Origin of the sequence: Serratia sp. SA088 (assembly GCF_049065515.1) — a bacterium.
In the GTDB taxonomy this organism is placed as follows: Bacteria; Pseudomonadota; Gammaproteobacteria; order Enterobacterales; family Enterobacteriaceae; genus Serratia; species Serratia nematodiphila.
The window spans coordinates 210,453-223,057 of the sequence record NZ_JBAKGW010000007.1; the positions used below are offsets into that span (position 1 = coordinate 210,453).

At 57.4% G+C, this 12,605-nt stretch carries 10 protein-coding genes; 6 read left to right on the forward strand and 4 right to left on the reverse strand.

Annotation, left to right across the window (positions count from 1 at the left end):
• Positions 1–2 precede the first annotated feature (2 nt).
• Complete coding sequence (gene betB, locus ACOWVD_RS18625) at positions 3–1,475, forward strand: betaine-aldehyde dehydrogenase (RefSeq protein WP_004939102.1); 1,473 nt, start codon at positions 3–5, stop codon at positions 1,473–1,475.
• Positions 1,476–1,610: 135 nt separating this feature from the next.
• Positions 1,611–3,278: a choline dehydrogenase gene (betA, locus tag ACOWVD_RS18630; protein ID WP_049241247.1), complete on the forward strand. Its 1,668-nt coding sequence runs from the start codon at positions 1,611–1,613 to the stop codon at positions 3,276–3,278.
• Between the two features lie 108 nt (positions 3,279–3,386).
• Here betA and ACOWVD_RS18635 read toward each other — a convergent pair whose 3' ends face one another.
• The 3 genes from ACOWVD_RS18635 to ACOWVD_RS18645 form a co-directional block, all read right to left on the reverse strand.
• Complete coding sequence (locus ACOWVD_RS18635) at positions 3,387–5,012, reverse strand: FMN-binding glutamate synthase family protein (RefSeq protein ID WP_015377182.1); 1,626 nt, start codon at positions 5,010–5,012, stop codon at positions 3,387–3,389.
• 185 nt (positions 5,013–5,197) lie between these two features.
• On the reverse strand, positions 5,198–5,788 hold the full coding sequence (locus ACOWVD_RS18640; protein ID WP_049241249.1) for a LuxR family transcriptional regulator: 591 nt from the start codon (positions 5,786–5,788) through the stop codon (positions 5,198–5,200).
• Between the two features lie 21 nt (positions 5,789–5,809).
• Positions 5,810–6,526, reverse strand: coding sequence for an EAL domain-containing protein (locus ACOWVD_RS18645; RefSeq protein WP_049241250.1), 717 nt, complete (start codon positions 6,524–6,526; stop codon positions 5,810–5,812).
• A 510-nt stretch (positions 6,527–7,036) separates the two neighbouring features.
• Here ACOWVD_RS18645 and ACOWVD_RS18650 point away from each other — a divergent pair.
• The 4 genes from ACOWVD_RS18650 to ACOWVD_RS18665 are packed head-to-tail and all read left to right on the forward strand — an operon-like array spanning position 7,037 to position 12,000.
• The gene (locus ACOWVD_RS18650; protein WP_049241252.1) at positions 7,037–7,576 is read left to right on the forward strand and encodes a fimbrial protein; all 540 of its coding nucleotides are present in this window, start codon (positions 7,037–7,039) and stop codon (positions 7,574–7,576) included.
• 48 nt (positions 7,577–7,624) lie between these two features.
• The gene (locus ACOWVD_RS18655; RefSeq protein ID WP_049241254.1) at positions 7,625–8,311 is read left to right on the forward strand and encodes a fimbrial biogenesis chaperone; all 687 of its coding nucleotides are present in this window, start codon (positions 7,625–7,627) and stop codon (positions 8,309–8,311) included.
• 12 nt (positions 8,312–8,323) lie between these two features.
• Positions 8,324–10,918 (forward strand): fimbria/pilus outer membrane usher protein, encoded by a 2,595-nt coding sequence (locus ACOWVD_RS18660; protein WP_049241256.1) that lies wholly within the window; start codon positions 8,324–8,326, stop codon positions 10,916–10,918.
• Between the two features lie 14 nt (positions 10,919–10,932).
• Positions 10,933–12,000: a fimbrial protein gene (locus ACOWVD_RS18665; RefSeq protein WP_370531143.1), complete on the forward strand. Its 1,068-nt coding sequence runs from the start codon at positions 10,933–10,935 to the stop codon at positions 11,998–12,000.
• A gap of 75 nt (positions 12,001–12,075) precedes the next feature.
• Here the strand turns inward: ACOWVD_RS18665 and ACOWVD_RS18670 are convergent, their stop codons facing one another.
• Positions 12,076–12,534: a helix-turn-helix domain-containing protein gene (locus ACOWVD_RS18670; protein ID WP_049241259.1), complete on the reverse strand. Its 459-nt coding sequence runs from the start codon at positions 12,532–12,534 to the stop codon at positions 12,076–12,078.
• Between the last annotated feature and the right edge of the window lie 71 nt (positions 12,535–12,605).

A 12,605-nucleotide genomic window follows, 5' to 3' on the forward strand; every position in this document is an offset into this window, starting at 1 on the left:
CTATGTCCCGTTTTGGCTTGCAGAAGCTCTATATTCATGGCGCCTATGTAGACAGCACCGCTGGAAAAACCTTCAACGCCATTAACCCGGCGAACGGCGAAGTTCTGGCTGAAGTCCAGTCCGCCGGCGCTGAAGACGTCGATCGTGCGGTGGCCAGCGCGGCCAGCGGGCAGAAGGTGTGGGCGGCGATGACGGCGATGGCGCGTTCGCGCATCCTGCGTCGCGCGGTGGATATTCTGCGCGAGCGCAACGATGAGCTGGCGGCGCTGGAAACGCTGGATACCGGCAAAGCGATGTCGGAAACCACCGCGGTGGACATCGTCACCGGCGCCGACGTGCTGGAGTATTACGCCGGCCTGATCCCGGCCATTGAAGGCGAACAGATCCCGCTGCGCGATACCTCGTTCGTCTACACCCGCCGCGAACCGCTGGGCGTGGTGGCCGGCATCGGCGCCTGGAACTACCCGATTCAGATCGCGCTGTGGAAGTCCGCGCCGGCGCTGGCGGCGGGCAATGCGATGATTTTCAAACCGAGCGAAGTCACGTCGCTTACGGCGCTGAAGCTGGCGGAAATCTACACCGAAGCCGGCCTGCCGGACGGCGTGTTCAACGTGGTGACCGGCAGCGGTGCGGAGGTGGGGCAGTACCTGACCGACCATCCGGGCATCGCCAAAGTCTCTTTCACCGGCGGGGTGAAAACCGGCAAGAAGGTGATGGCCAACGCGTCGGGTTCGACGCTGAAAGAAGTCACCATGGAACTGGGCGGCAAGTCGCCGCTGATTATCTTTGACGATGCCGATCTGGATCGCGCCGCCGATATCGCCATGATGGCCAACTTCTACAGTTCCGGCCAGGTGTGCACCAACGGCACCCGCGTCTTTGTGCCGGCGGCGCTGCAGGCGCAGTTTGAGGCGAAAATTCTCGAGCGCGTGAAGCGCATTCGCCTCGGCGATCCGACCGATCCGCAAACCAACTTCGGGCCGCTGGTCAGCTTTGCGCACATGGAATCGGTGCTGCGCTTTATCGAGAGCGGCAAGAACAGCGGCGCGCGCCTGCTGTGCGGCGGCGAACGCGTCACCCACGGTGAGTTCGGCAAGGGCGCTTACGTGGCGCCGACGGTATTCAGCGACTGCCGCGACGACATGGAAATCGTGCGCGAAGAGATCTTCGGGCCGGTGATGAGCATCCTCAGCTACCAGAGCGAAGAGGAAGTGGTGCGCCGTGCCAACGACACCACCTTCGGCCTGGCCGCGGGCGTGGTGACCCACGATCTGGCCCGCGCGCACCGCGTGATCCACCAGCTGGAAGCCGGCATTTGCTGGATCAACACCTGGGGCGAGTCGGCGGCGGAAATGCCGGTCGGCGGCTACAAGCAGTCCGGCGTCGGCCGCGAAAACGGCCTGACCACGCTGGAGCACTACACCCAGATCAAATCGGTGCAGGTTGAGCTGGGCGATTACGCCTCGGTATTTTAACTATCCCCGTCGTCTTTCGAGCCGCAGCCGGGTTGGCTGCGGCAGACACTCCCCGAGAGCCAAATATACCGCCTGTTGCGGATCCGCGTTTCGCGTTTTCGTCTCATGCAGGCCAATAAAGTAAGGAGATAATGAATGGAATTTGACTACATCATTATCGGTGCCGGTTCCGCCGGCAACGTGTTAGCCACCCGATTGACCGAAGACGCCGACGTCAGCGTCCTGCTGCTGGAAGCCGGCGGCCCGGATTACCGGATGGATTTCCGTACCCAGATGCCGGCCGCGCTGGCGTTTCCGCTGCAGGGCCGCCGCTATAACTGGGCGTATGAAACCGATCCTGAGCCGCACATGAACAACCGCCGGATGGAATGCGGCCGCGGCAAAGGGCTGGGCGGTTCGTCCCTGATCAACGGCATGTGTTACATTCGCGGCAACGCGATGGATTTCGACAACTGGGCCAAGGCGCCGGGTCTGGAAGACTGGACCTATCTGGACTGTCTGCCGTATTTCCGCAAGGCGGAAACGCGCGATATCGGCCCGAACGATTACCACGGCGGTGAGGGCCCGGTGAGCGTCACCACGCCGAAGGCCGGTAACAACGAACTGTTCCACGCCATGGTGGAAGCCGGCGTGCAGGCGGGTTACCCGCGCACTGACGATCTGAACGGTTACCAACAAGAAGGCTTCGGCCCGATGGATCGCACCGTGACGCCGAAGGGGCGCCGCGCCAGCACCGCCCGCGGTTATCTGGATCAGGCGCGTTCTCGGCCGAACCTGAAGATCGTCACCCATGCGCTGACCGACCATATCGTGTTCGACGGCAAGCGCGCGGTGGGCGTCAACTATCTGCAGGGCGACAGCAATCAGCTGACCCATGCCAAAGCGCGCCGCGAAGTGCTGCTGTGCGCCGGCGCCATCGCCTCGCCGCAAATTCTGCAGCGTTCGGGCGTCGGCCCGGCGGCGCTGCTGAAAAGTCTGGACATCAACGTGGTGCACGATCTGCCGGGGGTAGGGGAAAACCTGCAGGACCACCTGGAGATGTATCTGCAGTACGCCTGTAAGAAACCGGTGTCGCTGTACCCGGCGTTGCAATGGTTCAATCAGCCGAAAATCGGCGCGGAATGGCTGTTCAACGGCACCGGCGTCGGCGCCAGCAACCAGTTCGAGGCCGGCGGTTTCATCCGCAGCCGCGCAGAGTTCGCCTGGCCGAACATTCAGTATCACTTCCTGCCGGTGGCGATTAACTATAACGGCAGCAACGCGGTGAAAGAGCATGGCTTCCAGGCCCACGTCGGTTCGATGCGTTCGCCGAGCCGCGGCCGGGTGCAGGTGAAATCGAAAGATCCGCGTCAGCATCCGAGCATTCTGTTCAACTACATGTCGACCGAACAGGATTGGCAGGAGTTCCGCGACGCTATCCGCATCACGCGCGAAATCATGGCGCAGCCGGCCCTGGACGAATACCGCGGCCGCGAGATTAGCCCAGGGCCGGAGGTGCAGACCGATGAGCAGTTGGACGCCTTCGTGCGCGAGCACGCCGAAACTGCCTTCCACCCGTCCTGCTCGTGCAAGATGGGCGAAGACGAGATGGCGGTGGTCGACGGCCAGGGCCGGGTGCACGGCATGGAAGGATTGCGGGTGGTGGATGCGTCAATCATGCCGCTGATCATCACCGGCAACCTGAACGCCACCACCATCATGATCGCCGAGAAGTTAGCCGATCGCATTCGCCAGCGCGCGCCGCTGCCGCGCAGCACTGCCGACTACTACGTCGCCGGCGATGCGCCGGTGCGCAAGCAGTAACCGACACGCCCTCTCGCCGTTGAGGGGGAGGGCCGCCGTAGCAAGCAACCCCTCTCCATATGCTCTTCCCCAAGGCGAGGGGGCAACTCTCTTTTATCCCTTATCCCATCATGCCGCCGGCAGCGAGATCGCCTGATCGAAACTGGTGGGCGTCGCCATGCGCCACATGCGGGCGTAGAACTCGCTTTTGATCTCCGGCTGCAGCAGCGCGCCAGGCTCCAGGTAATAATAGATATCGGCGTATACCTTGATCTCGGTCGGCGTGATGCGGCGCAGCATATGGTGCGAGGTCAGCTGCTCCGGGCGGCTGACGCCGGCCGCCGCCAGCATGTCTGCCAGCGCTTTCACCGTATTCTGATGGAAGTGGTAGACGCGTTCCGCCTTGTTCGGCACCACCAGCGCCTTTTGCCGCAGCGGATCTTGCGTCGCTACGCCGGTCGGGCAGTGGTTGGTGTGGCAGCTTTGCGACTGGATGCAGCCGACGGCGAACATAAAGCCGCGCGCCGAATTCACCCAGTCGGCGCCGAGCACCAGCACGCTGGCGATGTCAAAGGCGCTGATGATCTTGCCGCTGGCGCCAATCTTGATTTGGTCGCGCAGGCCGCAGCCCACCAGCGTGTTATGCACGAACAGCAGCCCTTCGCGCAGCGGCATGCCCATATAGTTGGAGAGTTCGAGCGGCGCGGCGCCGGTGCCGCCCTCCTTGCCGTCCACCACGATGAAGTCCGGCAGAATACGGGTGTGCAGCATCGCCTTGACGATGGCGACGAACTCCCACGGGTGGCCGATGCACAGCTTGAAACCGACCGGTTTGCCGCCTGACAGCTCGCGCAGCTGTTGGATGAACTGCATCATTTCCAGCGGGGTGGTGAAGGCGCTGTGCGAGGCCGGCGAGATGCAATCCACGCCTTCCGGCACGCCGCGGGTGGCGGCGATTTCCGCATCTACCTTCTTCGCCGGCAGAATGCCGCCGTGGCCGGGTTTAGCACCCTGGCTGAGCTTGATTTCAATCATTTTCACCTGCGGGCTTTGCGCCTGTTCGGCAAAGCGGCGCGGATCGAAATGGCCGTCGGCGGTGCGGCAGCCGAAATAGCCGCTGCCCAGCTCCCACACCAGATCGCCGTTGTTTTCGCGGTGATAGCGGCTGATGCTGCCCTCACCGGTGTCGTGGTAGAAGTTACCCTTGGCCGCGCCGAGGTTGAGCGCGCGGATGGCGTTGGCGGAGAGCGCGCCGAAGCTCATGGCCGAAATGTTGAAGATCGACGCGGAGTAAGGCTGGCGGCAGTCGGCGCCGCCGATGGTGATGCGGAAACTGGTTGGGTCGGCGGCTTCCACCGGCCGCATGGAGTGGCCGATGCACTCATAGCCGGTTTGGTAGACGTCCAGCAGGGTGCCGAACGGTTTGTCACCCATCTCGTTTTTCGCCCGGCGATACACCAGCGTGCGCTGGGTGCGCGAAAACGGGATCTCTTCATTATCCTGCTCGAGGAAATACTGGCGCAGCTCCGGACGGATGAACTCGAAGAAGAAGCGCAGGCGGCCGATGATCGGGTAGTTGCGGCAGATAGCGTGGCGCTGCTGCGTGAGATCGTAGATACCCAGCACCATCAGGCAACCGCAGGCCAGGGCCGGCAGCCAGAACCACGGATGGTTGTGCATCATGATCAAGAAAACCAGGGTGAGCAAAATGCTCAGCACAAAGCAGGTATAGCGGCTGAATAAGGACGACTTCATAACATCTCCTGATGTTTATTTTAATCCACACGACATGACTCACGGATAATCCGTGTGCAAATCGTAACCAACAGGAGGGGATGTTGTGTGTCTGTTGCTGCTTTGTCGCCAGTTGTTACATTAATTTAACGTGGCGGAGGGCGGGTGGGTTGCCGCGCGGCGTACCGCGCAACAAGCCAGGGGGGTTATTTGCCGGCGACGAAGATGGTGCTCATGCTACGCAGCCGCAGCTTTTTCATCGCGCTGTATTTTTGCGAGAAGATGGTTTTCGGGTGTGTGCCGCGCTTTTCCGCAATGTGCAGCAGGCTGTCGCCACGCAGCAGGTTGAAGATCACGTCGCTTTCCGCCGGGCTGAGCTCGCGGGTTTTCTGCACTCTGATGCCACCCGGCTCCTTGTTTTCCAGCAGCCGCTGGATTTTTTCCTGCAGCGAATAAAGCGGAATACGGGTAGAGACCAATTCAACGGAAATTCCCAGGATCGACAGCAGTTTCACGACGCGCTCGTCGTCATAAAAAACCAGCAGGCGCGTCTTGCTCTTGTACTGTTGGTGCAGGGACACCAGGCTTTCGATCACGTTGACGCTCTGTTCCAGGTTTTGCGAGGTGAAAATCAGCGCAATATCGTGCTTGGTGATCTTTTCTGCTTTGGCGCCGCCGTGCATGAAATCGGAAAACAGGCGGATATCGTACGCGCCGTAGTGTTTCTTCAGCAGCACCGACAGGCCAACATAGCTGTACTTACACTCACTGATCACAAGAACGTTATTTTTAGACATAGGGCAAACACCAATACCGAGTTAAAAGTATTCAGCTGTAAGAAGCGAGTTCAAATCCTTGATGCTGGATTCCTTCCACAGCTTTCCCTGCAGTGCGTAATATGGCATTTCATCCAGCCATTTCTTGTGTTCGGGAGTTTCAACTCCTTCGATAATTACCTTGTAATGATTAAGGTAAAAGAAGCGCAGTAACGCGCGCATCAAGCCCTCGCCGCCGGACTTTTTCATGAAATCCCAAAGCAGAAAACGGTCGAGCTTAACGAAGCGGAACTGGCTGTTGTACAGCGCGGAAAAACCCGCATAGCCAGAACCAAAATCATCGAGCCAAAATGAATAACTATTCAATGACGGATCGCCGTGCACGCGATCTTTCACCAGCCGGGTTGAATTTTCGCTGATCTCAAAATGAATACAGCGCAGGGCATTAATTCGCGCGGAAAAACCGCTGTCGGCCAAAGATTTCAGTGAATAGTCATCCACATTTAAAGTAGCGATAACTTGGTTTTTATAAAACCACTGCTGATATTTTTCGATCAGCTCAATTTGTTCCAACAAAATAGCAATGCGTGTTTCACCGTCCGCATGGCGAAAAAACTGTTCTGGAGAGAAATGGGCGAATTTGCCGTTTAGCGCGAAGCGAGATAAACATTCGACGGCCAATAACTGCCCGGATTTCGCGAACATCGGCTGAAAAACGTAATTAATGCCGCTATTTTTCTCTCTCAATGACCCGTTCATTGCGCAATCCCTGGGTTTGTTTTTAATCAATTGATTTTTGGGTGGAAAAAGAAAAATACTCCGTTGGTTATTGGTAGATTTCTTATTAATGGCGCCATGCTTCAACGCCACTTCGTCACACGGCTATTGCCCAATAGGCACTCAAATTTCAATAGTGATATATTCTGAATTTGCGGCAAATATCAGAATAATATAATGATTTATTGCGCTTAAGGTGACTTGATAAGCTCTTATGCTCTCTAGAACAAAGATTATGCTCATTGGGTTGAATCGTCAATATCGATAGATAGGTATTTGTCGATAGTTTTTTCCTATCAACTTTGGTGATGTGAATGCTTTAAACTATTTAACATTAGGAATTACCTTAGAATATATTGCGTCCCGCAATGAGTTCATCGAGGCAACGCTCCTTTTCAGCAAGGAGTGCAATCGCTGAGTGTATGCTCAGTGGTGGCAATATATATAAGCCCACCACTGAATCGATTATTTTATTGTTCTATGGAGCTGGAAATGAAAAAAGTATTATTGCCTTTGGCTGTGTTGGTATTGTCTGCAACTGCTTCCAACGCAATGGCAGCAAGCGGCACTGTTAAGTTCACCGGTGAAATCAAACAGTCTACCTGCCAGGTGACTAGCGATACTCAGAATAAAGAAGTTTACCTGGGTACTTACCCAACTTCCGCTTTCCAAAACGTGGGTGACAAATCCGCATCTAAAGCTTTCCAGATCTCCCTGGAAAAATGTGATGCCGGCGATTACAGCCTGCGCTTCGACGGTAACACCGTTGCCGGCAACCCAGACCTGCTGTCCGTAAGCAACGTTGGTGGCACCGGCGCTGCGGCGACCGGCGTAGGTATCGAAATCACCGATAACAACGGCAAACCGTTCGCTATCGGCGACGGTTCCAACATCAAAGACGACGTAGCGAAAGTCACCATCGCTGCTGACGGTAAAGCGACCTTCAACCTGCAGGCTCGTTACCGTTCATTCGCAGCAGTGACCGCGGGTCTGGCTAACGCCACCAGCCCGTTCACCATCGAATACAAATAATCATCTTTCAGGACACACACGGCCAAGGATGGCCCGTAGAGGAAACCGATGAAAAAGTTCTTTGCCGCTCTGCTGATGCTGAGCGCCTTTAACAGCCACGCCGGTATCCAGGTAGATGCCACTCGCGTGATCTATAAAGGCGATGAAAAATCCGCCTCGCTGCCCATTCATAACGATGCGCCAGAAGCTTATATGGTGCAGACCTGGCTGGACACCGGTGACAGAAACCAGGTGCCGAAAAATCTGCCTGTCGTTGTCGTTCCGCCGATTCTGAAATTGGACGCTGCCAAAACCGCCGTTTTGCGCTTTATCTATTCCGGTAATGGCTTACCTCAGGATAAAGAAACCCTGCTGTGGATTAACGTGCAGGAAATCCCACCGGCGCCGAAGCAAGAAAACGTGCTTCAGGTTGCGGTGCGTACCCGAATCAAACTTTTTTACCGGCCGGTGGCGTTGAAAACGACGCTGGACGAGCAAGTACAAAACTTGCGCTGGCAGCGTGAAGGTTCACGTCTGCAAGTGATTAACGATGGCCCGCTGCATATTACCTTTGGGGCGCTGCATTTGAAAAACAGCGCGGGCAAGACCGTGGATGTGGACGCCAACATGGTGAGCCCGAAAGATCGCTTGTCGATCAATATCCCGGCGGGCGTCAGCGTCGGCAACAAGATTGCTTTCAGTTATATCAACGATTTTGGCGGTAGAACGGAAGTCAAGGACGTTCCAGTACAATAAGAGAGACAGGGAATGGCAAATCAACGAAAAGTAGCAGGCGGAACGACGCGGCTGACACAGCTGATCCGAATTGCAATCATTGCCGCCAGTGCGCCGATGTTATGGAGTGAAGCGGCGCTGGCAGAGTTTAACATGTCGTTTATTCACGGCGATGAAAACCTGAGCAACGCGGAAGCGGTCGCCCAGGGCGATGCTTTGCAACCGGGCGTTTACCCATTCGACATCTATGTAAACCTGGCTCAGGTTGATCATAAGGATGTTACTTTTCGTCAGGTAAAGGGCCTGGCCGCGTCTCAACCCTGCCTGAAAGTTGAAGACCTGCGCAACTACGGCATCAAACTGCCGGAAACGCTGCAGGCCGGCAGCTGCGTTGATCTGCCTGCGTTGGTTAAAGACGCCACCGTCAGCTATGACGCGGCGGTGCAGCAGATCAACATCTCCGTGCCTCAGACCATGATGGATCTGAGCGCGATCGGCGCGATCCCGCCAAGCATGTACGATGAAGGCATCAACGCGCTGTTCGCCAACTATAACTTCAACTACAACAAGAACAGCTACCGCCGAGATGACGCTGACGACAACGAGTACATGTTCCTCGCGTTGAACAGCGGCGTTAACCTGGGCAGATGGCGCCTGCGCAACAACTCCACCTGGGACAAACAGAGTGGCAGCAGCAGCAACTGGACCAACGTCTCCTCCTGGGCCGAGACCGACATCGTGCCTTGGCGCAGCCGTTTGGTGATGGGGCAGGCGAGCACCAACAACAGCGTGTTCAACAGCTTCCAGTTCCGCGGGGTGCAACTCTCCAGCGTTGACGACATGCTGCCGGACAGCCTGCGCGGTTATGCGCCGGTGGTGCGTGGTGTGGCGGCGACCAACGCCCGCGTCGAGATCCGCCAGAACGGTTACGTCATCTATAGCGCCAACGTCGCGCCGGGTCCTTTCGAGATCCACGACGTCTATCCGCATACCAACAATGGTGACCTGCAGGTGACCGTGAATGAGGCCGACGGTTCGCATAAAACGTTCAGCGTCGCCTACTCTTCCGTGGCCAACATGCTGCGCGAAGGCATTTGGAACTTCCAACTGACCGCCGGTAAATACCACACCGGCGACGGCGGCTATCAGCCGAAACTGATCCAAGGCACCGCGGCGTACGGCATGAACTATGGCCTGACGCCATTCGGCGGCGCCATTATCGCCGAACATTACCGTTCCGCCGCCGTGGGTATCGGTAAGAGCCTGGGATCATGGGGGGCTATCTCCGTGGACGGTTCTATTTCCGATACCGAGCTGGCGAACGGCGATCGCAAGCAGGGGCAGAGCTTCCGTTTCCTGTACTCCAAGTCGCTCAACCAGATGGGCACCAACTTCCAGTTGGCGGGCTATCGCTATGCGACTTCCGGTTATTATGACCTCAGCGATGCGGTCCAGGAGCGCAACCGCTGGCGCAACGGCTTTTATGCCAACGATTACTGGGATCCGAACGATCTGCAGCCAGGCCAGCCTTCCTGGAGCAACAATCAGAAACGCACCCGATACACCGCGCGCTACGGCAACAAACGCGAACGCGTCGAGCTGTCGCTTAGCCAGCAGCTGTGGGCGGGCGCCAGCCTGTATGCCAACGTGAGCCACCAGAACTACTGGGGCGTGTCCGGTAACGATCGCACGATTCAACTGGGTTATAACGACGGCTTCAAGCGCATTTCCTACGGCGTCTATCTACAGGATACGCGCGGCCAGTACGGCTATTCCGATCGCAGCGTGAACTTCACGATGTCGATCCCGCTGGATTGGGGGCAGAACAACAACTCGACCACCGCCAACTTCAGTGCGGCGCACAGCAAACAGAGCGGCGACAGCTATTCGACCGGCATCAGCGGCACCTTGCTGGACGACCGCCGCATGAACTACTCGGTTTCCACCGGGCATACGCAGTCCTCCGGCCAGAGCAGCAACCTGAACCTGGGCTACAGCAGCAGCATCGGTAACATCGACGGTAGCTATGCCTACAGCTCTAAATACCGTCAGGAAGGGCTGGGTCTCTCCGGCGGCCTGCTGGTGCACTCCGGCGGCGCGACTCTGACGCAGCCGTTGCAGAACACCATCTTGCTGGTGGAAGCGAAAGACGCCAAAGGCGTTCGTTTGGAAAACCAGCCGGGCGTGACCATTGATCGCTTCGGTTACGCCGTGGTGCCGTCGGCCACCGCTTACCGTTACAACTATGTAGCGCTGCGGACCGAAGACTTCGGGCCGGGTCTGGATGTGCCTGTGGCCAGCAAACAAGTGGTACCGACCGAGAAATCGGTGGTGAAGGTGAGCTTCGATACCTTCAAGGGGGTCAGCCTGCTGATTCACGCTCGTCTGGGGGATGACGGTTATCCGGCCATCGGCGCCGGCGTGTTCAACGAGTCCGGCCGCAACAGTGGTACCGTGGGCCTGAATGGCGCGACCTATGTCTCCGGTGTGCAAGCGGGTGAAAAACTGACGATCAAATGGGGCCCGAAAGCCGACCAGCAATGCGTACTGCCGATCCCGGCGAACGTGGGCGACAAACAAGTGGCCATGGGATATCAGGAACTGACTCTGCAATGCCAAAAACTGTAAGGTACACCATGAACTTGAGCAAATTAGCACGTAACACACTTCTGTCAGTGGTGGGGCTGGCGGGGTTGGCGATGGCGCAACAGGCGGCGGCGATGCAGTGCCGCTTCGGCAACTCGACCGGTTCAAAAAATCCGACCGGCAGCGTAACGCAGGATATCGACGTTGGTCGCCCGATCGTGCTGGCCGCCAGCGACTTTGTCGCCGGCAACTTGATCTGGCGTTCGCAGAACTTTACTTCGACCTTTACCTGTTGGGATACCGATCGCAACCCGAAAGGGGAAAACGCTTATATCTACTGGAACCCGCAGAACTCGTTCGGCGCGCTGGATAAGTCATTGTCAATTGGGGTGTCGATCAACGGCGTCGACTATGACTCGGTTAACCTGCTGCAAAGCGGCAAAACGCCGACCGGCCCCAATCTGGGGCCGGGTACCATCCGGACTAACGGCAGAAACCCGGCGGCGCCGCAGGCGGTGACTGCCTCCTATTCGGTATACATCAAAGCCACCGGGGTGAAACCGCCGGCCGGCAACTTTGCACCTTTGGGGCGTGCATCGCTGTTCCAGATTGACGGGGTCGGCGGTTTGAACGCCACCAAAGACAGTAACTTTAACGCCTATATCAAAGGGCTGGACAAGATCCGCGTGATCCAGTGCAACCCGCAGATCACCGTGTTGGCCAACAATGGCGCCAGCGTCGATTTCGGCGTGCTGACGACTTCCAGCGCCAAAGCCGGCACTATCGCCAAGCAGGTGCCGTTCGACATCAAGGCCAGCCTGAGCGGCGGCGAATGTGCCGGTCAGTCGTTGCAGGCCAGTTTCAGCAGTACCAACGCCGATCCGTCAGACAACACGCAGATCCTGCCAACCACCAAACCGGGCGTGGCTATCTTCCTGACTCAGCAGCGCGACACCAACAAAAAAGCGATCCCACTGCAAACCAACGTGGATTTTGGCGGTCTGCTGCAGGATAAGCAGAACGAAGTAAAAGAGACCTTTATCGCCAACCTGAAATGGCTGACCAATACGCCGAAGACCGGGGTATTCAATGCCACCGCTAACGTCGACGTCACCTTCAAATAATTCGGTGTCTCGTCAATAGAGAAAGGGTTCAGTTCTCGCGAACTGAACCCTTTTTTGTGCCTTATACCGCGCTGATTAACGCAGCCCCATCCAGCTGGTGCAAACGCCTTCCGGCGGCTTGCCGGCGTACCAGCGGGGCAGCATGGGGGCATCATGGCGCGGTTCGGCCTGCATTTCTATCGGCTGCGCCGGCCATTCTGCGACGTCCCAGCGGGTGGTGCGGCGATACACCGCCGGGGTTTTGCCGAACTGTTTCTTGAAGGCACGCGAGAACGAAGGCTGAGAGTCGAAATGGTATTGCAGGGCGATATCCAGGATCGGTCGTGGAGTGGAGCGCAGCGCCTGCGCCGCCTGCGACAGGCGCCGCTCGCGGATATAGCTGCCGAGCGCGTGGCCGGTGGTGCTGCGGAACATGCGCTGCAGGTGCCATTTGGAGTAGCCCGACTTGGCGGCGACGTTATCCAGCAGCAGCGGTTGATCCAGATGAGTTTCAATCCAGTCTAGTAAATCGTGAATGATATTGACGCGATCCATGGTTTTAGTTCTCCCGCAAAAACGACATTCAGGTCACAGTGACTTAGCTTAATTATCCAAGAATATGCTTT

Excerpts from the sequence above, each read along its gene's own strand:
- ACOWVD_RS18650 (WP_049241252.1), top strand. The coding sequence starts at position 7,037 with ATGAAAAAAGTATTATTGCCTTTGGCTGTGTTGGTATTGTCTGCAACT.
- ACOWVD_RS18655 (WP_049241254.1), top strand. The coding sequence starts at position 7,625 with ATGAAAAAGTTCTTTGCCGCTCTGCTGATGCTGAGCGCCTTTAACAGC.
- ACOWVD_RS18660 (WP_049241256.1), top strand. The coding sequence starts at position 8,324 with ATGGCAAATCAACGAAAAGTAGCAGGCGGAACGACGCGGCTGACACAG.
- betB (WP_004939102.1), top strand. The coding sequence starts at position 3 with ATGTCCCGTTTTGGCTTGCAGAAGCTCTATATTCATGGCGCCTATGTA.
- ACOWVD_RS18635 (WP_015377182.1), bottom strand. The coding sequence starts at position 5,012 with ATGAAGTCGTCCTTATTCAGCCGCTATACCTGCTTTGTGCTGAGCATT.
- ACOWVD_RS18670 (WP_049241259.1), bottom strand. The coding sequence starts at position 12,534 with ATGGATCGCGTCAATATCATTCACGATTTACTAGACTGGATTGAAACT.
- betA (WP_049241247.1), top strand. The coding sequence starts at position 1,611 with ATGGAATTTGACTACATCATTATCGGTGCCGGTTCCGCCGGCAACGTG.
- ACOWVD_RS18640 (WP_049241249.1), bottom strand. The coding sequence starts at position 5,788 with ATGTCTAAAAATAACGTTCTTGTGATCAGTGAGTGTAAGTACAGCTAT.
- ACOWVD_RS18645 (WP_049241250.1), bottom strand. The coding sequence starts at position 6,526 with ATGAACGGGTCATTGAGAGAGAAAAATAGCGGCATTAATTACGTTTTT.